Consider the following 24,734-nt stretch of genomic DNA (forward strand, 5'->3'; position numbering starts at 1 on the left):
AAATCAGTGAGACAAATATAGCATGCTGCACACACGATCTTAGGTTTTTTAAAGGCCTCCTGTGGCAACATTGTAAAAAGGAAAAAGCCTGCAGACCTGTCTATACGCTAGACACCTTCTGCAAGCTTTTTATTAACGGTTAAAATAGTTTTCCAAACCTTTAGTGATTGCTGAGGCTGCTTTTGTCTGATAGGAACTGGTAGAAACAATCTTCAGCTCAGTCGGGTTTGAAAGGAATCCAAGCTCTACCAAGATGGCCGGATATTTGTTTTCACGAATGACATGGAAATTTCCAATCTGAACTCCTCTGTCATCCAATCCTGTTTGTTTGATAAGCTCTTCCTGGATACACTCAGCGAGTTCACGCTCATTAACATTGGATGCATAGTAGAAAGTATCAATACCGTCCGCACTCGTGCTTGTGCTTGAATTGTAATGGATGCTGATAAATGCGTCGGGCTTATATTGTTCGGCAACGTCCACACGCTCTGATAATGTCAGGTACTCATCGTTGGAACGGGTCATGATGACATTAGCACCCTTTGATTCCAGCATCGCTTCAAGCTTCAGGGCTGTTTCGAGATTCAATTTCTTCTCGACAGCTTTAGCTCCCGGATCCTTTCCGCCATGCCCTGGATCTATGACAATCGTTTGTCCTCTCACACCATTCGTAGGAGCAGTACGCGACAAGTACGGAAGATATGCCCAGCCAGAAACACCTGAACTGGTCGTAACTTTTCCCCAATTTCCGCTTGCTCCGGATACATTCAGCGCGGTACCGGCTTTAACAGCAGTAATGACTGCAGAATCCGTATTGGAGCCAGCCCTTACATTTAACGTGGACGTTTTCACATAGTATTTTACTTCCACATCACTTTTCCTGATATAGGCGGTTTTCGGTACGCCATTGACATACACGGTGGATTGATACCAGCCAGAAGTGAAGGTTTTATATTTTAATACGGCACCCTTGCTATAAGATTTTATTGGCGCTGAGTAAATTGTAGGTTTTGAATACACCTTAATGCTGCCGTTCAGGGCAACCCCTGTTAACGAAACCTGAGGGGATGCTGCGTTTTCTACGTTAGTTTTTCTAATATAGCAGGTGACAGCCTTGCCTTTAATATATACGGTTGACTGATACCAGCCAGACGTAAATGTTTTATATTTCAAAACAGAACCACCGGCATATGACTTCAAGACTGAGGAAGAGGTTGATGCCCTTGAATAAACATTGGTTGTGCTATTGGTTCTTCCAGTCAGCGATTTTTGTGTGGAGACAGCCGTTTCAACATCACTTACTCTTATATAGCATGTGAAGGATTTGCCATTTACATAAACGGCCGATTGATACCAGCTGGAGTTATAAACTTTATATTTTAATAGAGTACCCTGTGTATACTTCTTGAGTACGGTTGATGAAGTGGAAGCCTTGGAATAAACACTCAGGCTACTATTTTTGACAATTCCTGTAACATAGCTGCTGGTCGCTGCTTGTCCATGGATTTCCGTGAAACCATATAGCGGGAGACATGAAAGGAGCAAAACGAAGGCGAGCTTACGGGCAACAGTTTTTGTAAAACGTAACATGATTTCCTCCTATTGTATTTTAGGAAATACATACATGATATATGAAATACTTACAAATCCACCTATATTTCCCCAAGGAATATGTTAACATATTTACCTATATATAAAAGACTAGAAAATAATTCCAAACAGTTACTATTTGACTAGATTGCCCATTGCCACTGGTTTCATAAACCCATATTACAAAACTATTACTTATTTGTTACAAAGTTTACAGGAATAGAAGATTCTATTAGTAAATAAATCCACCATTCTCTTATTTAGTTGATATTACAAACAACAGGACAAAATAATTTTGTAATCGTATTGTAATAATCCAATCTTGCAAGGACGACCTCCCCTAACCATTTAAGGTTTAACTAGAGACGGAAGAGGGTATATAAATCCCTTTTAAAATGGTGATGAAATCAAGCTCCAATAGATGATCAGTATACATCTACACCTATATCAAAGGACCCGAAATAAATGATTTCTATAAAAGGTATTCAATCTTGTATTTCTTAATCTGTTACTATAAGCAGATAGGTGATTAAAAGGAAGTAAAATCTTGTAGGTTCATACGACTTTTGACAGGATTTTGGCGCTAGTTTTTTATTTCCTCTGGGTAAAACTCCTCATTTTGCTGAATTACCCTAGTATTTTAAGCTGATATGTTTAAAATAGATGAGGGTTCAGGAAGAGCCAAGTAATTACAACATCTAGGGGTTGATTTTCATGTTTAAACAATTACTAATTGCAGGTATGCTGATCAGCGGCGGCTTGTTGGCCGGATGTTCGTCTGATGATGCAGCATCAGGAAGCAGCGAATCGAAGGAAGAAGCCAAGCCATCAGAACAGAAGGCAAAGGATAGTGTTCCAGAACCAAAAAAAGATGAGAACGGGAATACTATTTTAGAAGAGCCAGGACAAAAGGCTGAGTCAGAAGAAGCGACTGCCGAATTATTGAACATCAAAAAAGTAAATGAAACAGTAAATATTAAACCTATAAAAGTGACTATCCAGGATATCAAGTTAATAAAACTGACTGACGTATCCAACGATTATGCTCTCAATGTATCGATGGGGTCACAAATAGATTCTGAAGTCTTGGAAAAAGGATTTTCATATATCCAGGTGAAATACACTGCTGAAAACACAGAAGACCGCAATATTGAGTGGTATGATCTCATGAATGTCGTGACCGATAAAGGTGAACAAATAGATGGACAAATGGTAGATTTCATTACTGATGAAGGTGACACAGATTCAGAGTTTATCGGAAAAGTGAAAAAAGAATTTGTGGATGGTTTCGTGGTAAAGAACGCGGATATCAATAAAGTGAAGCTTGTATTCGGTTCTTCAGTAGATTCCAGCACCTATGAAGATATTACCGGAGAACAGACAGTGGAATATTCATTTGAATAAGGGGGAATTCCCCCCTATTTTTTTGTCCCATATGCAATCCAGATTAACAAGGTCCCAACCGTCTACTTAGCGTGTTCTACATACTATTTTCGTCCTCTAGCCTCCCACATATCTTTTATAGATGATTGCGACAAGGCTGACCATCATCAGCAAGAGCCAGATGTAACTTCCAGAAATACGGCGTGTCAATCTCCTGAAAGAGAAATACAACAGGATAAAGACACAAACGAATAGGAGCAAGGCCCAGGCATCAGACATATACTTTCATCCCATTCTCAAAAACGTGCAGGCCACTCATGTTTAACCCTTCCCTTCATACATCCTATATTCTCGACAATCTATAAATTTCATAATAATATTCAAATAATTTATTCGTCCATCGCAAACCGGAAACCTCAGGCAATAAATCCCTATGCTGCCCCCAGTTCAAAATATGGATATCCTGGAGCTCTCTACTGGGGACCGATGCGATCTTTACGGAATTGTAGGCAGGTTTGTGGGCATGAATCAATAACCTTTCAGCCAATTCAATTTCCCTCGACCACACATCTTCAGACGGAGCCATCTCTCCCGCCAGCCTCCCCACAAAAATCCTTATGGAGTCAGCATCATAGTTGGTAAGCCAGCCTTCCTGAGAAAGCTGATTTCCAAAAGTATCCAAGTCTGCTTTGCCTATGTATAATAAAACTTCGTTTCCATATAAGGGATGCTTTCCGTAAATCTGATATAAACCGTAATCAAAATCTCCATGCTTCAATTCTGGGATATCATTTAATGTATATGCGCCATCCCACTGAATCTGTATAATTTGTGTATTAATCGCCGCCATACAATCACCTTTTTCCAATTAAATGTTCATACAAACCGTACAAGCTGATCTAACCTTACTTTGGCTAGGGAAACCGCTGCCTCGATGTATAATTCACCAAATATTCCCAATATCCTTCCTTGTCTATCAACAAGGTGAAAAAATGCTATGTTCTAGTCTATGTTCACATCCTGGTAAACAGGAAATATCCCTCCGGCTGTCAAATCTGTATAGCAAGATTATGAGATCCGGAGGGTACCATGGGAAATTATATCAGGCATGCAAAAGGGGAATTACTGGACATTCTGCAGGCTCAGGATAAAATGCTGTACTTTGTTAAAAATTATCTGCTCGAATTCCATGATTTTGAGGGCGCAAAAACAGGACTGGAAAATTTGCACGGGGAAATGTCCTCCTATTTCATTGAAAAATATGAAGGTGGCAAGCTTCGTGATACTCCCTACTGGTTTTACTTTTTTGAGATATTATCTAACATCACGCACTCTTTGGCCATTTGCCACGCATACCTAAAAGAACCCCGCAAAGCGGCAGAACTCGCGGACCAGGCCACAACCTTCAGCATGATTTTAGGTGCGGAATATCAGGAAAAAATAGAAACGCTCATGCAATTGGTCACCTGGGCTTACCAACACAAGCCCGATGAAACACCATCTCCCCTACTCTATGATTTAGCATGGAAAGAGCAAACTGGAAACATGGAAAAGAAAATCAGGCTCTGCTATAATGCCCTTCGAGTCAGGGCTGATCAACTGGGTTAAGCGAATTGTGTCAAAATTGTTTTAAGGTCTGCCTCAGTTAATTTTCTGATAATTATTCAAAGTCAACCTTCCTGAATGGTTCAGAAGCCATATCTTAACTTTTTGTATTTCGGGTCGATATATGTTGATATCTATTGAATTCTTTTTCAGCAATATTAAAAGGAGCATTATATGTCGTACTCTCGATACGTGTCAAAAATCGACCCTGAAAACACAGGAATGTTTTTTAAGATAAAAAAAGTTGGTGATTCTTTTATACACACATGTTGTGAAGGAGAATTGCTGTATCAATTAGGATTGGTTCCGAACGATGTGGCAGGCAAAGAAATTCACGACTTTTTCCCTCTGGATTTAGCAAAGGCTAAGATAGATTTTTATGAAAAAGCCTGGGCAGGGGAATTTCTGCAATATGAGACCCTTTTCAATGATGTTTGTTATCTGACTACCCTGAGGCCGATATTTCTCCAGGGAATAGTAGTAGAACTAATCGGCACAGCAATTAATATTTCCGATAAAAAAAGTAAAGAGGAAGAACTCCGCCATAAACAGCTGTTGTACCATTCTGTAGTCACAAATATGACAGAAGCAATCTTTATATTAGAAAAAGGCGGAAAAATAACAGTCTTGAACGAAAATGTGGAAAAGCTTACAGGTATTACAACAGGGACATACAACGGGACCACAGCCGCACAATTCGGCATTGAATTTTTTAATGAAGATGGCTCTAAAATGTCCTACAAGGACTGGCCTGGATTCGTCACGATTGATACAGGGAAACCCTGTCATAATGTTATTGCCAGAATTCAACGGAATGAAAAAACAAGATGGTTCAGATTGAATTCAAATCCATTGAACATCTCCGGTGACACCGCAGCCCTTGTATCGTTTTTTGAAATAACGATTGAGAAAGAACAGGAAATCCAGCTTAGAGAATCCTATGCCTTCCAGAAAACATTGCTTGACAACCTCGAAAGCGGAATAATTGCAACCGATCACGAAGGAAAGATTACGTTAATCAACCAAAAAGTGCATCAAATGTTTGCCCTGGAGGAAGATATAGAATTTTATATCGGCAAAAATGCAAAACAGTTCTATGGCTTATGGCAAGAAAAAACGAATACAACGAGCATGATGCCGGATTCTATACCAATTGAAGAAAGAACACAGATTACAAAGGAAATAGATACCACCAGCGGATATACTTTCGAAACCAGCTATATCCCTTTCAATATAGAGGATCGTTTTAGCGGCAATATATTTGAATTCACTGATATAACAGACAGAAAGAAGATGGAAAGAGCCCTGATCCGTGCCAAAGAAGAGGCAGAGAGGGCAAATAAAGCGAAGTCTGAGTTTCTGGCGAAAATGAGTCATGAGCTGCGCACTCCGCTTAGCAGTGTACTCGGGTTTGCTCAACTGTTGGAAATGGATCGTTCATTGAACATAGAGCAGCTAGATTCGGTCCAGGAAATCATCACCGGGGGGCGGCATCTTTTACACCTTATAGATGAGGTACTGGATTTATCAAGAATAGACTCTGGAAAGATTAAAATGGAGCTGTCCATAATTGAATTTTCCAATATCCTCAATGATTGTATCAAGAGTATCCAGCCGCTCGCCATAAGTAAAAACATCAGCGTAAAAAAACATCTGGATGGCTGCCGAAAAGTGTTTGTCAAAGCTGATCCTACTCGCTTAAAACAAGTAATACTAAACCTTCTGTGTAATGCTATAAAATACAATCGCATGAATGGTGAAGTCCTGGTATCCGTTCATTTACATGCTGACAGGCTTGAAGTCCATATTAAAGACACGGGCATTGGAATCCCCAAGGATGAATATCAAAATATTTTTCAGCCATTCTATCGGATTAATGGGACCGGTGAACAAGGGGCCGGAATTGGATTGCCGCTAGTCGAGCAGCTTATGCGATTAATGGATGGCAATGTGGGTGTATCCAGCGTTTTAGGAGAAGGCAGTGATTTCTGGTTTGAGCTAAAAATCGAAGCGATAGCTGAATTGGATGGTAAATCTGGTGTTGAGCATACAGAAACTCAACTAACAAACAGGGAGCTAAAACGTGTTTTATATATCGAGGATACTGAATCAAACATCTATTTAATGAAGCGCGTTTTTAACCTGGAGCCTGGTTATACACTTATAGTGGCTCGTAACGCACAAGAAGGATTGGAATTAGCAAATACAGAAAAGATTGATATCATTCTGTTGGATTTAAACCTGCCTGATATGAGCGGGGAAGAAACGTTCACACTTCTGAAAAAGAATAAAATTGTGGCGGATGTCCCGATCATTGCTTTAAGTGCAGATGCAAGACCTTCTGAGGTTAAAAGGTTAGTACAAAAAGGATTCACACATTATCTCACCAAACCTCTGGATATCGCAGAATTATTACAACTGCTAAATAAACTACAGCCCGTTTACTGAACAAAATGAAAAAAAAGATAACTTATCACAGCATCCTATAGAATTACATCTATAGGGTGTTTTTTGTGGAAAATGAACACTTCTGCACCTCTAAAGTTGAATTGTATTTCTCTCATACTTTATTCGGTTCGCTGCCATCCCACAAAATCTGTTCCCATTTATTAGCAGCCTATATTATAATAAAACCTGAATAATAAAAAAACCAGAGAGAGACCTTTGTCCCTCTCTGCCAATCTATTATTCACCTTGAATTTTTCTGGATCTTAGGGCCAGTGCTCCCAATACGATGAGGAGTGAGCCGGCAATGTAGAAACCTATTCTAGAAGATTCACCTGTTTTTGGAAGAGTGCCGCTTTGCAAGGTAGTATCATCTGATAACGCAGTTCCAGCTGACGTTATATCAGATATTACTTCAGATTGTGGCGCATCCTCTCCATTGTCATTATCAGATCCTAGGTCACCAGGTGACGCTGGTGCTTCTGGATTTTCAATGACCACTTCTTCATCTCCCGGTACAGTCGGAGTTGGTATTTCCGCTCCAGTATCTATCGATGGTTCTGGAATTCCAGTTCCAGGTCCAGCCGGTGGAGTTACTGTGCCAGGATCGGTTCCAGTTCCGGGATCGGTTGGCGGTAAACTTGTTCCAGGGTCAGTTCCTGGATTTGTCGGCGGTAAGCTCGTTCCTGGGTCAGTGCCTGGATTTGTCGGCGGTATGCTCGTTCCAGGATCCGTACCCGGATTTGTCGGTGGTGTGCCTGTTCCTGGGTCAGTGCCCGGATTTGCTGGCGGTGTACATTCACATGGGTCGGTTCCAGTTCCTGGGTCAGCGCTTACATCGCATTCTATTGTAATGACAAGCGTTCCATGCACCAGGCTATAGTGAAACTTATCTGTGTTTGAGAGCGGGAATGTTTTTACTTCCCCATTTATTGTTACCTGTATAGATTGAATTTTGTTAAAATCAACACCGGTCTGCAGGAGAAACTCTAAAACCGCTGTACCAGAATTCAAGTCAATGATTGTTTCATTCTTCAATACCAGCTTAATATTCTGTATAGGTGCTTTGCAGCCATCAAGGATCAGCTTTACTTTGCCAATTATGATGCTCTGTTGATCGTCTGCTGGCGGGATGGCCGGCGGCTCAGTTTCTATCAATCTTGAACACTGCTCGAACCAATAATTGATGGTTCCATTTGCTTCTACACCCACTCGCAGCTCAGCCGGTGTGACGACCAATTCTTTACCCGATAATGTAACAAGCTTGAATGCCTTCACATCGTCTTTTACAAACTCCCCTCCATCCTTCATCTTATATAGAGGAGAACTGCCCGGATTCGATAAAGTGAACCACTTGTCCCCAATCTGTACGGAAACTTCCTTTACTAATTTCGCACATTTTTTAAGATGCAGATGGATTTCGGTAGCTTTGTTCTGATGAGAGCCCTTCTCTGCTTCCCTTGCTTGTTTTTTAGCTTCCCGTTCTGTATGTCTAGCTTGTTCTTCAGCTTCCTGTTTTGCTTGTCTTGCTTTTTCTTTGGCTTCCCGCTCTGCCTGTTTCGCTTTCTGTTTGGCTTCCCATTCTACTTTTCTAGCCTGTTCCTTGATTTCTTGCTCTGTTTGTCTAGATAGCTTCTTTGCTTCTTTCTCTGCTTCCCTGGTTTGTTCTTTTGTTTCCCTTGCTAGTACTTTTGCTTCTTTTTCTAAATCCCGTGCCTGTTCTTTCGCTCCTTTTTGTTCAGATTTTGTTTGTTCTGTGTCATGCTTCTCTATGTCTTGACTTGTTGCTTTTTCTGGATTCGCTTGTGGAGAACTCTCAACTTGCTCTTTCTGTTCCTCAGACCCGGTGACATTTTGTTTATTCGTGGTCGCGTTCAAATCCAGCTCCACTTCCTTCTGTCCATTTTGGCCTGCGCTGTTTTCAGATGCCTTTGCCATCCCTATTGGAAAAACAATACTATAAATCAGTAAGAATGCGATAGATAGCGCATACAACCCTCTAATTCTTGTTTTCTTCAATTCGATACCCCTCCAAAGTAAGTAAGATAAATGATGAATGCATTACCGACCCTCCCTTTACATTTCTTTGCACCACCCCATTTAGGATTGATATTTAATTAAATTAAAGGATAAAATCCTTTAATAAAATCACGACAATAAAAAACGCCACAATTATGCTGATTGTGGCGGTCGGACGATCATAGTTATGAGTATTGCCTGCATAACCTTAGACTCCAGACTTTGCGTCCTATACTTTCGAATAGTTTGCCTTTAACTATGTAAATATATGGTTATATAACTACTTCTTTACAGTAGAGGAAATACCCGGGTTATTGCCTTTATAAACATAAAGCCTCACTTTTTTACAATTTCCATGATAAAAGTAGCAGGCGAAAGTGTCATTAACAGGCAAAATGTGTGTGATGCGGTCGTCCGAACGACCGAAATGTTTGGTATTTCAGAAATATAGACAAATTGCCTTATTTATTTTAGCCTAGAAGGAGAGTAAAACTCAGTACGATTACATGAAAGTATATTAAGGGAGTAAGCCATGGATTTTCAATATGATAAAATACTGCTCCAAATGCTAATGGTTTTATTTCCAATCATCCTTTTCTTAGCACTGGGGGCTGATCGATCTGGAAAACGGGGGAATATTGTTTGGGGGATCGTCTGCGGCTTTACCATGTATTCCAGTATGCTGGTCCCCATTACGATTGACGACGGAATCTTTCTGGATTTACGATTAGTCCCCTGGTTTCTGGCATTTATTTATGGCGGGACATGGATAGGCATCTTTGTCACCATATTTTTCTTCATCATCAGGTTTTTGTTAGGAGGCGTAGGAATGATTCCAGCCTTCATCGTCCTAAGTTTAAGCAGTTTAGTCATGTTTTTTTATAGAGAGAAATATATGGCATGGCCACGGCGTACCAAGATTACATATTCAGCAGCCTACCTGACTATTTCTTCTGCCATGCTGCCCATAATCGGCACGGTCATTCTGCATGACCCATTGACCCCAGTCAAGCTGGTTAGCTACATTTTCTTTGTCATAGCAAATGCGATCATGATCTGGTTTGCGATCTATATGCTGGAATCCCATCAGGAAAAGCTGGATTTAATGGCCGAGATTCAGAGAAATGAAAAATTGTATGTTGCTGGGCAATTGGCCGCAAGCGTTGCCCATGAAATACGAAATCCGATGACAAGCATTAAGGGCTTCCTGCAATTGCTGTCTATATCTAAAAATACTTCTGATGCTGAAAAGGAGTATATAAAAATATCTTTAGAAGAACTAGACCGGGCAAATGAAATTATTTCAGACTATTTATCATTGGGAAAAAACCAATCCAGCAGACAATTCACAACGCTGAATATAGGCGAGGAAGCGAAACGATCCGTAAAGGCCCTATCCTCTTTTTCCAATTATCATGGCGTCCAAATAGCACTTGATATCATCGGCGATATACGAATTTTTGGCATTTCAGGCAGGGTTCAGCAGCTGTTTATCAATATTATAAAAAACGCCATTGAAGCTTCCAAGATTCCTGGAACGGTACAGGTAAAGGTTTTTGCCGAAGACGGAACAGCCATGGTAAGGGTATCCGATAATGGGGAAGGCATGGACAAACAGCAGATCCAGAACCTGGGTTTCCCTTTTTATTCAACCAAGGAAAAAGGGACTGGACTCGGCTTAATGGTAAGCCTGCATATCCTTAAAGAAATGGGCGCAACCTTTAAAGTTACCAGTGAAAAAGGCAAAGGGACACAGTTCTTATTAATGTTTCCGCAAGCATAAATGGCGCTTTTTGTGATCATTATGAAAATGAACAACCTTCCAAAAACAGGAATATTATCGGATTTTGTAGAATAGATAACTCTTAAGTAATATATTGGGGGTATCATAAAGATGTTTTTCAAAAAGACATGCCATTTCTGCAAGAAGAAATTCCGTAAGACTACATTGTATTTTGGGACGTCCAAAATTCATGTATGCGATTTGTGCAAACCTTATGCCGAGAGACGCGCATTCAAAAGGCTATAAAGAGTGTTGTGAGAAGATCATTCGATGAACAAAATCCTTTTTCTTCAAAATAAAGATAAACCACTCATACTCCAGCAAATCAATTCATCTTTAGAAACAAAAAATAGATTACTGAAGCTTATAATCACTAATCCAGATAAAAAAACCAGTATAACCGTCAGCAGGGAAAAACGATTTCGGTATGAGGAGCAGATTATGATGCTGGAGAAAATCAAAGACATGGTGATTTCTTGCAATAGCCGGGACCAGCTGAAAAAGATTAATTCCATGATTGAGTATTATAATTCTTTAAGTCAATAAGTGCTGGATGGTCTGTCCGGCGCTGTTTTTTACTTTCAGCCTTTTCTACAACATATAAGCTAAAAATAATTTGCAATAGATTTACCGGAAAATCAAAAAAATCAATTATGACAGCTTCAGCAGGTTTGGGATGTATTAATTTCAGAGACTTGTGTGAAATTATGCTCGAATTCAGCCACTTTATGCCCGAAATATCAAATTTTACTCGATATATGGACTTTAATGGGCGAAATTCAAAATCTATACGCGATATGGATTTTTACCATTGAAATCAGATCTTTTATCTAAAATTTCAACTTGTACCTGGAGAGGAGTAGGAAGAACCCCATTAAAATTTGTAACGGATTCTGCTGAGTCAGAAAAAGGACAATTCACACACTATTTGGGGAAGCAATTCGCATAGCCAGCAGCTGCTCTTTTTTTGTTGTGACATCAATATTTCCACGTTTATCACATACATATACATTACCCAATTGATATGCTTTTCTTCGATGATCGGATCGTCCCAGATTTTGCACGCATCACCAGGGAATAGATCGTTCGGACGCCCTCTAAAACATTACTGACATAATGTATAGAACCTTAAAGAAAAAAAGAAGAGCTGCTTAAACAGGCGTTAAGCAACTCTTCCATTCAGTTTAATAATGCTGACTGACTTTTTGATTATCTATGAACCTCGGCTTTGTATATTCAATTAGTTTTAGCTGGTGCTGACTATTTTGATGCGAGTGGAAGGATAATTGTAAAACTAGTACCCTTATTCTCTTTACTTTTGACCTTAATCTCTCCGCCCATGGCTTTAACAATACTATATACGACCATGGTGCCAAGTCCTGTGCCTTTGTCTTTCGTTGTGTAAAAAGGTGTTCCCAGCCTCTTCAGTTGCTCTTCGCTCATCCCTGTTCCGCTGTCTGTGACACTTAATGATGCATGAGAACCCGCTTTTGTTATAGCGACACTAAGCTCTCCCCCTTCTGGCATTGCTTCAATCCCATTCTTGATCACATTAATCAAGCATTGATGAAGCTTGGCGGCCTCTCCGGAAATATACACTTTTTCCTTAAAGGATACATCAATATGTACATTATTCATATTTGCATATGGGCTTACAACCGTTAAAACATAATCCAATTCTTCAGTCAAATCCAATACCTTTACGTTTTCAAGCGACGGCTTGGCAAAGGTCAGATAATCCGTAATAATATGTTCTGCACGTTCCAGCTCATCCAATGAAATCGTGAGATACAGCATCTTATCCTCATCAGTATGATTACGCTCCTTTAACAGCTGCAGAAATCCCTTAATTACAGTTAGAGGGTTGCGCACTTCATGAGAGATGCTCGCAGCTATCTCACTGACTGTCTTCAATTTTTCAAGTTCCCTCATTTCTTTCGCCAATTCCCTAAAATTATTCGTATAACGGCTGATGATAAATACAGAAATAACAATTGCAATAATGACTACAAAAGATCCTATGGTTATAAAATTCCGGCCAATTTGATTCGCAGAAACCGCCAAATCTTTTTTTCCAATAACCGATATGTATTTCCAGTTTTGATTTGCCGAAGTGGTCACATGTAAAACAGATTTTTCGCCGTCTACGTTTGCCTCAAATATGCCGTCTTGCCCGATTGCTCCCAATTCGGGAATGTTCAATTTAGAAATTGGTTCAAAATTTAGTTCGGGCTTTTTAGGATGAGCAATAATCGTGCCATCTCTTTGCGTTAAAATCACATACCCTGTACCGCCTATTTTCACATCATGCATCAGGCTTGTCAGACCGTCGAGACTGACATCCAGCCCCATTACCCCGATTCTTTTGCCATCACGTTCAATGGTGACAACATTACTGACTATTTTATGGGGTATTCCAGATGAAACATAAGCACCTGTCATCAATACTTCGCCTGGATCCTTCAAGGCCTTAACATACCAGGGCCGCTTTCTTGGATCATATCCTGGGAGAGTGGGCCCTTCAGGGTATTGGACATACCTGCCATCCTCCGTGCCCATATACACATACATTGCATCAGGATGTTTTTTTCCAAAGTGAGAGAAAACTTCATAAATTTCCTTTTCCAACGCACCATTTTTGCTTGGCTGCATCTGGACGAATGTCCCTTTCTTTTTCATATCCTTATATGTCGTTATGCTGCTGTCCGCCTTCAGCACTCGCCGGTCAGTCGCCTGCATATTTAAATCTTCCTCTAATCCCTTAAAATACAGCGAGATTGCGTTATCTACCTTTTCGATTTCTCTTAGACTAGAATTCACATACTCCTGTTCAGTCATTTCCCGGACCTTTCCATTGGCAAGAATCGTAATAATGGAAAGGGGAATTAATAAAAGAAGGAGCGAAAACAATATCAGCTTCTTCTTTACTGAAAACCATTTAACTTCCATGACAAACTCCTTTTATCGCTAAACTGAAACATAATAATAATGTCAATTTCCAGGTATATTCTCCAATCTTAATATATTTTTTTGACTGATTAAAACCCTGTATTTGTTTTATTTTTTTATGAAGTCTACTACATTTCAGTGTTTCTTCTTATGTATGGTAATTGGCTGAACAAACGTAATCCTCTACTACACTTACCACAGGCTAATCTCTGTCATTCAGAAAGAGACAGAACAATAGGTCGATATCATGAAAGATGTATTTGAAAATGCACAATAGGGTGTAGAAATATCAGTTGAACTTCAAATAATTCGCTAGAATCCTAGACAGCACCCGAACCATCAGTCCGCAAATTGTTGAATTACCGACGGTGCAACAAATATCCGTCACCGTTCAGGAATTTGCATAGTATTATTACCTTATTGAGGAGGGAGTTAATTACACATGTTAATAACTGCAAGAATAAAAACGTAGCTGAATTATTTTAAAAGCCTACATAACGGGCTAATAAATAATACATTTTTATTACATTCCAGAAACACAAGCCCTCCACTTTGATAAAAATCTGCCTTTTTTGACCCGTTTTTTCGCATCATAGATACAACATAGTACCTACAAACCAGAAGATAAATCCACCCATTTAGCTACTTTTGGCACTATCACCCGAATTTTGTAATCTAATTGTAATATCCCTGTGAAATTGTCGTAAAATGTTTGTTATATAGTAGGTTTATCAGCCACACCAGGAGGGTAAAACACTATGTTAAAGAAAATTGTCGCAATAGTCACTCTTGCCATAGCAATCATAATAGTATCACCAACCTTAGGTGAGGCAGCAACACCAGCAAAAACAACCATTAAATATGTAAATGTCGTAAACGACACTTTAAATATGCGCACCACTGCTTCAGCAAACGCTAAGATCATCACTGAGCTAAAGCCTGGAACTCAGGTATCTGTACATAATGAAGCGAACGGATGGGCTAAGGTAACAGCTTCCGAGAAACAAGGCTATGTAAATGCAAGATATCTTTCCGCAACTAAGCCTATTGCAGCCACTGCAGCATCATCATACCGTGCAGTAGCAATCAACGTGGCAAAAAGCAATCTAGGGGTCAAATATAGATGGGGCGGAATTACTCCAAGCGGATTTGACTGTTCTGGACTTGTGAAGTATTCCTTTGACAAGGCAGGCAAAACTTTACCGAGGACAGCTGCACAAATGTACAGCACAGGTGCACGCGTTTCATCTCCTCTTCCTGGGGACCTGCTATTCTTTGCACCAAACAAGGCGTCTAGACCAACACATGTTTCCATCTATCTTGGAAATGGTCAGATGATTCACTCTGCTTCATCTAAAGGAGTTTCCTACTCCTCTACAAGCAATTCATACTGGAAACCCAAGTTTATTGGAGCAAAGCGCATATAATATCTCAACCACCAATCTGTTGATTGGTGGTTTTTAATGCATTTACGCATAAGGGCTACAGAATCTGGTGCGCCATCGCTGCCTTAAGAGACAATGAATTTTCCAACTTCCGAAAGATACGAATGGGTGCTGACATGTACCTGGACGGCAGTGGATCTACTACATATACAGCCGAGTCCCCTACCGAACACTTTTTATATTAAATAGACCATCCGACTGGAAGGAACGAAAGGGTAGCAAACTCAATATTGCTGGTTTCTGCCCCCTCTGAGTGCTGTTTCTGCCATACATTCAACCACAAGGGATTTAATAAAATTTCTTGTAAAAGTGGAAAGGTGTTAAAAGAGGAAGACATATTCAATAACGGAGTGACGTAAACGCGAAGTCCTCTCAGGATGGTAAGCTACTTGGTATAGCTATGTAGTTGTCTAGGTATTTCTTCACAGGAGAAGATATAGGGATGATTGATCCGGTGGCCCAATTACTTCTCCTATTCAACTATATCCACCCAAATATTCTGCAACTGTGAGGTGGATATATTTCTATTATTTATTTATATCATTCCTTGACCTTTTTTATATTCCTTGGATGCCACTTCCACGCACTCTCTATAATTTGTTCCAGTTTTATTTCTGTTTCCCAGCCTAATTCTTTACGTATCTTATCTGAGGCAGCTACAAGTCTGGCAGGATCAATTGTAATCCGTGCCAAAAACTGAGATTTTATCTCTTTGCCCCAGTAAATGCTGATGAATAATAAGAATTAAATGAGTCTCAGGATCATGATATACCTGGACCGGCAAGCCGAATCGGAGCAAAAGCGCAACATCTCATTCCTTTATCCCTGATTATTCGAATCGATAACACTACGGTATTCGCTGTATAATAACTTATAATTTTTAGGTTTTCATATACGAAATTTTTTCTCTTCCATTGGCATGTTGAACCCTATCTATCTACCCAGCTAAAGATCTTAGGGATACCATTGAATCAAAAAAAGAAAAAGCCACTCACCAAATCTCCCCTGTATTGAGAGCTTTGGTGATCGACGCGCACTGTCACCGTTTAATACATATCTTTTCTACTCGATGCTCTGCTTTAAAAGGGAAGCTTTTTTCTGCTACTATTCCAGATTTTTATATAGTGGTGTCCTTCCTCGGTCCTGAATACCTTAATACCTAGCATCCTAAAAGGTGTCCAGATTTCCTTCATTAATAACAAAGGCATGTAATCCTTTTCATCCTCTTTGCGGCAGCCCGACTATCATAGTTATCGATTCGGTAACATTAGATTCGTGGCTTTGCGTCCTTATCTTTCAATAAGTTTGCATTTCTCCAAAATTATTGCATGTTCTTACAATTATTATAGAAATAACTTCCAGAGTTTTTCCATGATAACTTTTCCAATAATTATTACAATTTTCGACTTACACCTATCAACGAAGAGATAGATTGTTATTATCCATATTTCCATTAAAAAATGAACTAGCTTTGTCACTAGTCCTTAACATTGAGTTCAACTTTTATTAGTTTTAGTTATGGTGTAACCAACAACAGACAACGGCATACTTTTCAAATCTGACAATCCTCATCAATTAAGGTCAGATCTTTTGCCTTAGGATGCATTGTTAATAGTGTTAAATCCTCTAATGACACCGCAGCAGCACATACATGCAAATCTTCATACCTCATTTCGCCAACACTTATATCGGTTACCATTTTACTACCGTTTTTTATAGTAACAGTTAAGCTCTTTGCTGACTAAATCCTTTGATATCCTTACATAGCTATTTTCATAAACTGAAATAGCATCGCTGCTTCTTAGCTGGTTGGTAATGTCAGTATTAGATCGACACAACAGCAACAAAATTTCATACCCCTATCCCACTGTACAAAAAATATGATACAATAGACTTACTCAAATGGTAAATTTTTCTCAAAGCAAAAACATCCCCTCGATCAAAGGGGATGTTTTTCTTATGATGCGAATATTTCATGTGTTGAATAAGCTTTAGTTAATTTAACGTTACTTAAGCCTGGCTAATGCAATTCTCAAATAAAAACTGTTCTTGTTAAGCAGCCTTTGGCTCGACTTGGTAGCCTGCTTTTCTCTTTCCGACTCTTCGTTTTACATTACCTACTATATAACTGCCAAATGGCAAAGCATGAATAATTTTAATAATAACTATTGATACCGCCAGGGTAATAAAGAAAAGACCGATGACCCTTGTGCTTGTATGTTCAAAATATGGGGCGACATAGGGAGCCAAAAACCGTTGAACCTGCCAGTGCACAAGATAAATTCCAAAAGAATAGTTGCTTATCAGATTAATGACTTTAAGGTTCGGTACAAGCTGGCCCCATGCAAAAACAGCAACGATGATGGCAAGTACTAGAGGAAACAGGTCATGCCTGTAAGATGCCACCCTAAAGTTTCCAGATTGATAAGACATGAAGAAGTAAAATATGGCGATAGCGACTCCCACTAACGAAAGCCATTTATACTTCCAGATTTTTTTGGCGAAAGATTGATAATGCTTCCCTATTATATAGGCTATTGCAAAATAACCGATCCAGGCTGTAAACGGAATTTTTAAGTGATTTCTATTTTCCTGTACAAATGGAAGATTTCCATTAAGTATTGTTAAATGGGCGACCATAATCATCAAACTAGCTGGAAGCAGCCAGTTGGTCGGGATTTTGTACTTGGTAATCACATAATGGAGCAAATAAAATTGAAAAATGATTAAAATAAAATATCCTTCATAATTTCCCATGACTAAATTGAGAAATATTCTTTCACCAAGATCGGTGCCAGGAGTAAAGTGTTTCGTAACAAATGCATCGATAATCGCAAAGGCCGCATAGGGCGCGAAAATCCACTTAAATCGTTTGGACCAGAACTTTTCCGGCAGACGATCAGGATATCGGTTTGCAAGGATGATTTCTGAAAGGACTATAAAGGTAGGAGTCGCATAACACAAAGCTGTCCGCAGCATATTATAATGTTCAATCTCTGGATAGCCTACTGCTCTGCCTGTTTGTGTTGTACTATGCAGGAAAACAATACTCAAACAGGCAATGGTACGCAGTAAATTCCACTCTTTTATCATCTCAGATACCTCTCTACGTTTTTTCAACATATAATTTTCCTTTTCCTTACTAAGGTAACATGAAGAAAATGTTGAAACAACAGGCATATGGTACCATATCGTTATATCTATATCTTTTTATTAACCTTTTATAAATATGAATGAAAACAATTATAAAAATTAAAAGGTATATTGATATAAGAACACACAGAGAGAGGACCTAAATCTTTAAATGAGGATATAAAGCTGGTAAAGTTCTTGCTTAACTTTCTTCATAAGTCACATTTTTAATGCGTTTAGCTATATTGTAAGATTTAATCTGTTAATTTAGCTTAGGAGGGGGTTGAAGCGGTTGACAGAGGAATTGTAATAATACCATTATTGAATGTTTTATGCAGTGGGAATGTTTGTAACTTCAGGCTACTTTGAACCAAATCTATCAAACTTTAAGATAACTAAAATTAAGAAGAAATAAAAAGGACATGCGCTCCGTACATACCGGATTCATGTCCAATAAACGCCGCCTAACGAAATCACTAAATTCACACGGTAGGTTACTTACCTATAGTGTTTTCAAGCATTCTCGGTAAATTATCTATCGTTCTATAAATAGAAAAAAGCACTCATTATGATGAACGAAAGAACGGATTGGCTTGTTGGAATCCAGCTTTAGTTCGAGAAGAGGACTTCCAATTGCTTTATCGAACCGTGAAGGTGAATATTTGAGTTCCACCAAGCTTTGTCCCTGTAGTCCCTTTCAGATTCCCACTGATGTCCACGCGGTATTTATGCTTGGACCTAATATGGACATCATTCACATTCAGCAGGATTGTATTATTCTTCAATACAGTAATCGTCATATTTTTTGTAACATCCACTTTCCCGCTCGTAACATCATAAACCTTGACGTATCCTTTTATGTTTTTCTGTGTAGCGGACGACAGCAGCTTACTCAATACAAATTCAACATAATTGTCTTTTCGGTCGCCGGATTGTGCATCTATATAATACTTTTCAACTCCAGTCGCCCCATTTTGGATCATCGTTTTAGCTCCATAGCTTGGGACGGTTTTTTCTACTCTATAAATCCTTAATGCATTCACAACTGCGGTGTCATATTTAAAACCAGAACGCTCCAATATCACACCATTCACTGCGACTGCGTATTTTCTATTATTGATGAATGCAGGTGTAACCTGGCTTATCGTTAATCTTCTGCCATCTGGAGAAAGTGTGACTTTCCCTGTCTTCCGTAGTTCCGTACCTGTTACGATGACTCCTTCAAAATCCTCCAATTTATAGGACTTAGCCAGCTGTAATTCTACTGATGAATTAGAAAGGACACGCGCTACTTTAACAACTGGGTTTAATCCAGAGATTTTTTTAGTAAGATATTCTATCTTTCCATTTAATACTTTATTCACGGCTTTTGTAAGTACTTGACGGTTTTTAGGCCCGTATACTTTTTCAATGGCCAAATATGCCTGATTCTTCTTATATTTAGCTAAGCCAAGGGTGCCACCCAGCGCTTTTACATTTTTAGACTGGGACGCTGTATCGATCTCCTTATAGAAGCTGGAAATTGACCTTAGTGCTGTCACATACTTCTCGGATCTTTGAAGATATATTTTATAGCTATCGAGGATAGCCTGGTATGCTGTAGCATCTTTCCCACCGTAAAGTGTTACGTCTTTGGTCGCCGCTTCATAGGCAGCTTCCCCTTTTTTGATAAGTGCTATCATGTTTGAGGCAGGGACTGTCTTGCCCGTATTCCCTATCTTGTTAAGCTCTGCAAAGGGTGCGTACATTGCTTTCTTGGCGTTTTCTACTGTTGTTTTTAGATTAGTAGCTGCTGCTGACTGGATTGGTGCAACAGCCGCAATAGTCGAGAACCCAATTGCTGATACTGTTGCAAGTTTAATAGCCTTCTTTTTCATCATTTTCTCATATCTCCTTATTGTTTGATAACGTTCGAGAAAAACTGTGAATAAAAACCAATCTTTTACAATAAGAAGATTATAATAAAATTTTTAGAAAAACAAGATAAAAAAATTAAATATTAAAAGTATGCAAAATAGTCTAAAAACATACGGTTTATTTAGCTATTTATCGACAATATTTCATTTTTTTCGAGTTACTATTTTCCATTGTGTGTATAAGTAACAAAATGGGAGAATCGCGATATCATTGTTTAAATTGGTAGGTACCTCATCTTCATATGTCACTGAACTGGCATAAAATTAAAAGAAAAAAGAACCTTTGCTTCGAAAGGCTCCAATTACCATTTCCAACGATATGGTTATACGTTTTTTATTTTTTAATCCTTCTTAGTTAGGCTATTAACCTTTATTTTTGTCCTGAAAACTACCCTATATAATCTATGCCCTTTTTAATTTTTAGTCATGCAATAGGTCAAGGATTTTATTTAGTATTTATCGTACATATTTGTTGCTAATAAAACCGATAAATGATTTATTGTTCACATTATACTTAACCTTATACCACTCATTTTTCGACCCAGAAACCGCAATGAGATTTACTCGCGTACCATAAGGAATAGTTATAATCACCTTGGATTTTGAACTAGCTGATTTTCTTAAATACAATCCATTCACACTATCAATAACGGCATAATCTGCTGAAATGTAATTCGCGGATATATATTTTGTTTGAACATATCCTTTAATCATCTTTCCGCCACGTGTTTTGTGAGTGACTTGCACCCAGTGATTAGCTACGAATTTTTTTACTAGGAGAGTATTAGGGGTTGGAATGGGATCGTTAGATTCATTATAAGATTGGTTAATTGTAGCGATTTTTTTGCCTACGGGTTTATTAAAAATATCTGCTTTTTTACCTGTTATATAAACTATATAGTTGGATTTCGGACTATTTGTGGTTGCAAAAGCAGTTTCACTTGATTGAAAAGGAAGCAAACTTATTAAAATGACGAACATAATAAAAGCACTGCGTTTATTCAATGAACACCCTCCTTACTGATGATCAGTTCTTAGTACTTCAAATCTTATTCGTTACATTACTCTTATCCGCCCAAGTAGAAGAATATCTACTGTCATAACAATCTGGTCCTCGGCTGTTCCACCCCTTTCCCCATTTTCATGTTACATTCATAATAAAACATCACAATTTTAGTACGTCAAGCAAAACTTTCGGGAATAAATCACCCTTTCAAATCATGTATTAAGCAATAATTCTTCTTCATGTTACCAATAATCACTTTATGATTCATTTACTTTTCGGTGTAAATTTCCAACAAATCACGACTTAAAATTCAGGATCTATAAAAAACACTACCGTTTTTCCTACCCTGGCTTCTTCATCAGTAATGTGTGATAAACAAATATTCGTGTAAAACCCCACGAAGGAACAATTTAACCAGTGTCTAAGAGCATTTTTGATGTAACTGTATAGTACTTCAATATATACGGTAGTCTATCATCACTTCACTCAGACTTTTGTGACTAAAAATATAGATAAAGATGAACCGGGTTATACAGTGGTGTTTAAAAAAAGGCGGTATTACACAGCAATGAGTAATATAAATCTAATAATTATCTCCAAGTTTCCTAAGTATGATCTGAGCAATATTTTTGTCAATTAGTGTCGCACAGTTTTTTGTAATATTCGAAATAAGTAATAGAACTTGTAGCGTGGTTGAAATATAATTGGGAAAAGAAGTAAGAAAGAATTGTTCCAGGAGGAGATGAGCCCAAAAATATCAGTTATGGCATTGATACTTCCGGTCATGAACATAGGAAAAATAAATAGTGCGGGTGTGGGGAATTGAAAAAAAATATTGCTCTTATTGGTTTGTTTTTGATGTTGGGGGTATTGGTTTTTTTGGGTTTACAGGAGGGGGTCGCTTTGGGTTCCTCCAATGATTCGACTCAAGTCATAACTAAACATATTACAAAAGATATAACTGTTGCAAACAAGCAATTTGCTGAACCAGTACTGACTTTAGTGGACTCGAGAAATGGAACCGTAATAAGAAAAGTAAAACAATCATTGCTCAGTGATAATCAAGCTGTACAAACTATAGCAAAACAGCTAGAAGTAAAGTTTGATCGCCCAATGATTCCCATGAGGAAAAAGGACAGTCGAATTGAACCGGGCCAAAGCCGTGTCGTACTTGACAGTAAAGAACTTGTGCACAGATTGACAGGGGCAACGGCCTTCCAGAGAGAAATAGATGTGCCAATAAAAGAAACAAAGCAAAATGTACACAAAAATGATTTGTCCAATATAGGACGTTCAGTATTGGCTTCTTATACAACGAGCTTTAACGGATCCGTTGTAGGGAGGAGCAAAAATATAGAGCTATCCGCTCGAGCGATAGATGGAGTCATCCTTGGACCAGGAGATCGGTTTTCGTATAATCTTATTGTGGGCGAACGTTCGGTTGAAAGAGGGTACCAAAAGGCAAACGAAATCGTCAACAAACAATTAGTTGAAGGAATTGGCGGTGGAATTTGCCAAACATCCAGTACTTTATATAATGCAGTAGAACGATCTGGCTTAGAAATAACAGAACTTCACCATCATTCAAAACCAGTCGGGTATGTGCCTATCGGAAGGGACGCTACTGTATCATATGGCGGGTACGATTTTAAATTTACAAACAACAAAAGATTCCCGGTTATGATTAACACCGTTTACCAACATGGAAGTATTCAAGTACAAATCACAACAGCTCCACAATATGTAGCTAATAAATAAAAAGACAGGTCCCATTGATAGCCCTGCCCCATTCATACACTAAGGAAAACCGCCTTTTTCAGGCGTTTTTTTGTTGAAGAAAAAAGAGTAAGAGGGATATTGCATCAGTTTACATGTTTTATTCGCATACGTTGAGTCAATGTTAAGGGAGCAGCTCCCCCTCTCGTTATAGCAAACAAATACCATTTTCGTTACGAAAGGGACCGGGTACTCTCTCTTTGACTAATCAGAAAAAAATACAGGGTCTCTTGTTCCCATTTTAACCGAAATCATAGAAAGAATGATTCTTATAGAAGAACCCTTCAGCAAGATTGGACAGCCAGCTATTAGAACATAAATAAAAAAAACAGCATCCAATTAGCCAAGTTGGATGCTGTGATTACCTAGGTTGGAATGTCCCTTGCTATTGTTTCTACGTTCCTTTGCATTTTATGAAACCTAGTACTCTAATACTTCTATATTCCTATTTCTACAGTGACCTTAAAAAGACTTTATCACCCGATACAGTACACTACGTTTTTTGTCCAATGTTGCTAGAAATTCCTGTTCTGAAGCATCTGCACTCAAAAATTTCGTCCTATTAATCTTTTGAGCTGTTACCTTTTTGTTGATATTCCACACCTCCTGAGTAACTTTTAATGTAATTCCGTTTAGGCCTCCATTATCTGCTGGAAGCTTATTTAGTTTTATCTCAGTGTAAGATTTTCTTTCATTAAAGTTCTTATCTACTAAAATATCTGTTTTTAGGAAGTTTCTCTTATCGAACATTCCTGATTTTTTCATCTCAGGTAATGATTTTTTAAATTCCGCCTTGAATTCCAGTAGCAAGTTTTTAAGCTCTGTTACAGAAACTACTGTATCGTCTCCTGTCACTTTATTCAATTCGTTGACTACAGTAGCAAATTCTTTAAGAGCTTTTTGGTCCCTTGACAGGTTATCAAGAAATGTTAACAATAGTCCTGGTACCTCATTGGCAAATACTTCAGCATGAATTTTGTGGCCTTTTACATTCTCTCCATTTACCTTATAAGATATATTGGTATCAACATTAATATGTTTAGGGTTGGGCAGGTCCTTCACCACTGAAGGAAGCAGTTTGGATTGAATGTTTTGAACGAATTTTTCACTTGAACCTGCATCCTGCATTGGAAGGCGGATGGCCTTGGAAGCCTGATCCAGAAGTAGTGACATTTGTGTTTTATCGGAATATAACTGGAATGGAATTTTGCCTTGTTTAAGCTGAACAAATCCGCCAATTGAGAAGGTGTCAGCGTTTTGCATTTTTGTCTGAACATGAAGCTTGGAATTATCCAAAAGATCCAATACTTTTAGATACTCCTTATCTTTTATGTCCGATTTTTTATAAGCAAGATCGAGGGATACGACGGTGTAGCTTTGACCCGATTTAATCTTTGCGTTATTTAAAATCATTTGATTTAAATTAACACCTTTAATCGAATCGCAGGCGGTCATTAACAAAATAGAGACAATGATAACTAGAAACAGTTTTTTAAACATAGAGTTCTCCTTTTCCTTTCGTTTTTTCCACAAATATACAAATCTAGCGACATAGCATAATTATAGCATATTTCCATTTATTACAAATGTAAACTAATAGAAATAAGTATCTCATTTGGAAAACAATCGTTTATATACACTGGGCACATAATCGTGTTACAAGCATCAAAGTCCTATTATTGGAT

The 24,734-nt window shown here is 38.5% G+C and carries 16 protein-coding genes, 1 pseudogene and 2 riboswitches; of the genes and pseudogenes, 7 read left to right on the forward strand and 10 right to left on the reverse strand.

Going from position 1 to position 24,734, the window contains the following annotated elements; translation table 11 throughout:
• Positions 1-132: 132 nt before the first annotated feature.
• Positions 133-1,590: an N-acetylmuramoyl-L-alanine amidase gene (locus tag V1500_RS23230; protein ID WP_409303036.1), complete on the reverse strand. Its 1,458-nt coding sequence runs from the start codon at positions 1,588-1,590 to the stop codon at positions 133-135.
• A gap of 714 nt (positions 1,591-2,304) precedes the next feature.
• Between V1500_RS23230 and V1500_RS23235 the strand changes: the two genes are divergently transcribed.
• The gene (locus tag V1500_RS23235; RefSeq protein WP_409303038.1) at positions 2,305-2,994 is read left to right on the forward strand and encodes a hypothetical protein; all 690 of its coding nucleotides are present in this window, start codon (positions 2,305-2,307) and stop codon (positions 2,992-2,994) included.
• Between the two features lie 96 nt (positions 2,995-3,090).
• On the opposite strand, the gene V1500_RS23240 is transcribed toward V1500_RS23235, so the two are convergent.
• Both V1500_RS23240 and V1500_RS23245 read right to left on the reverse strand, forming a co-directional pair.
• A complete protein-coding gene (locus tag V1500_RS23240; protein WP_409303039.1) occupies positions 3,091-3,252 on the reverse strand; it encodes a hypothetical protein in 162 nt (53 codons plus the stop codon).
• A gap of 64 nt (positions 3,253-3,316) precedes the next feature.
• Positions 3,317-3,823 carry a hypothetical protein gene (locus V1500_RS23245; protein WP_409303041.1) on the reverse strand — a complete coding sequence of 169 codons (507 nt, stop codon included), beginning with the start codon at positions 3,821-3,823 and terminating at the stop codon, positions 3,317-3,319.
• 239 nt (positions 3,824-4,062) lie between these two features.
• On the opposite strand from V1500_RS23245, the gene V1500_RS23250 reads away from it, so the two are divergent.
• Together V1500_RS23250 and V1500_RS23255 are read left to right on the forward strand one after the other, a co-directional pair.
• Positions 4,063-4,581 (forward strand): hypothetical protein, encoded by a 519-nt coding sequence (locus V1500_RS23250; protein WP_409303043.1) that lies wholly within the window; start codon positions 4,063-4,065, stop codon positions 4,579-4,581.
• Positions 4,582-4,752: 171 nt separating this feature from the next.
• Positions 4,753-7,026, forward strand: a complete 2,274-nt coding sequence (locus tag V1500_RS23255) for an ATP-binding protein (RefSeq protein ID WP_409303045.1) — start codon at positions 4,753-4,755, stop codon at positions 7,024-7,026.
• Between the two features lie 237 nt (positions 7,027-7,263).
• Here the strand turns inward: V1500_RS23255 and V1500_RS23260 are convergent, their stop codons facing one another.
• Positions 7,264-9,042: an LPXTG cell wall anchor domain-containing protein gene (locus tag V1500_RS23260; RefSeq protein ID WP_409303047.1), complete on the reverse strand. Its 1,779-nt coding sequence runs from the start codon at positions 9,040-9,042 to the stop codon at positions 7,264-7,266.
• A gap of 163 nt (positions 9,043-9,205) precedes the next feature.
• A riboswitch (cyclic di-GMP riboswitch) is annotated at positions 9,206-9,303 on the reverse strand.
• Between the two features lie 271 nt (positions 9,304-9,574).
• On the opposite strand from V1500_RS23260, the gene V1500_RS23265 reads away from it, so the two are divergent.
• Positions 9,575-10,825: an ATP-binding protein gene (locus tag V1500_RS23265; RefSeq protein WP_409303049.1), complete on the forward strand. Its 1,251-nt coding sequence runs from the start codon at positions 9,575-9,577 to the stop codon at positions 10,823-10,825.
• 270 nt (positions 10,826-11,095) lie between these two features.
• Positions 11,096-11,371, forward strand: a complete 276-nt coding sequence (locus V1500_RS23270; RefSeq protein ID WP_409303051.1) for a hypothetical protein — start codon at positions 11,096-11,098, stop codon at positions 11,369-11,371.
• Between the two features lie 714 nt (positions 11,372-12,085).
• On the opposite strand, the gene V1500_RS23275 is transcribed toward V1500_RS23270, so the two are convergent.
• Positions 12,086-13,774 (reverse strand): ATP-binding protein, encoded by a 1,689-nt coding sequence (locus V1500_RS23275; protein WP_409303052.1) that lies wholly within the window; start codon positions 13,772-13,774, stop codon positions 12,086-12,088.
• 758 nt (positions 13,775-14,532) lie between these two features.
• On the opposite strand from V1500_RS23275, the gene V1500_RS23280 reads away from it, so the two are divergent.
• The gene (locus V1500_RS23280) at positions 14,533-15,201 is read left to right on the forward strand and encodes a C40 family peptidase (RefSeq protein WP_409303054.1); all 669 of its coding nucleotides are present in this window, start codon (positions 14,533-14,535) and stop codon (positions 15,199-15,201) included.
• Positions 15,202-15,759: 558 nt separating this feature from the next.
• On the opposite strand, the pseudogene V1500_RS23285 reads toward V1500_RS23280, so the two are convergent.
• The 4 genes and pseudogenes from V1500_RS23285 to V1500_RS23300 form a co-directional block, all read right to left on the reverse strand.
• Positions 15,760-15,985 (reverse strand): annotated as a pseudogene (locus V1500_RS23285) (hypothetical protein); the annotation flags it as partial.
• A gap of 462 nt (positions 15,986-16,447) precedes the next feature.
• Positions 16,448-16,539: riboswitch (cyclic di-GMP riboswitch) on the reverse strand.
• Between the two features lie 732 nt (positions 16,540-17,271).
• Positions 17,272-18,342: an acyltransferase family protein gene (locus V1500_RS23290; protein ID WP_409303056.1), complete on the reverse strand. Its 1,071-nt coding sequence runs from the start codon at positions 18,340-18,342 to the stop codon at positions 17,272-17,274.
• A gap of 647 nt (positions 18,343-18,989) precedes the next feature.
• A complete protein-coding gene (locus tag V1500_RS23295) occupies positions 18,990-20,231 on the reverse strand; it encodes a hypothetical protein (RefSeq protein ID WP_409303058.1) in 1,242 nt (413 codons plus the stop codon).
• A 492-nt stretch (positions 20,232-20,723) separates the two neighbouring features.
• Complete coding sequence (locus V1500_RS23300; RefSeq protein WP_409303060.1) at positions 20,724-21,272, reverse strand: SH3 domain-containing protein; 549 nt, start codon at positions 21,270-21,272, stop codon at positions 20,724-20,726.
• A gap of 823 nt (positions 21,273-22,095) precedes the next feature.
• Between V1500_RS23300 and V1500_RS23305 the strand changes: the two genes are divergently transcribed.
• Entirely contained in the window at positions 22,096-23,031 is a 936-nt protein-coding gene (locus V1500_RS23305; protein WP_409303062.1) for a VanW family protein, read from the forward strand.
• Between the two features lie 480 nt (positions 23,032-23,511).
• Here V1500_RS23305 and V1500_RS23310 read toward each other — a convergent pair whose 3' ends face one another.
• On the reverse strand, positions 23,512-24,549 hold the full coding sequence (locus V1500_RS23310; protein ID WP_409303064.1) for a hypothetical protein: 1,038 nt from the start codon (positions 24,547-24,549) through the stop codon (positions 23,512-23,514).
• Positions 24,550-24,734 lie beyond the last annotated feature (185 nt).

The organism is Peribacillus sedimenti (assembly GCF_046237635.1).
GTDB classification, from domain to species: Bacteria; Bacillota; Bacilli; order Bacillales; family DSM-1321; genus Peribacillus; species Peribacillus sedimenti.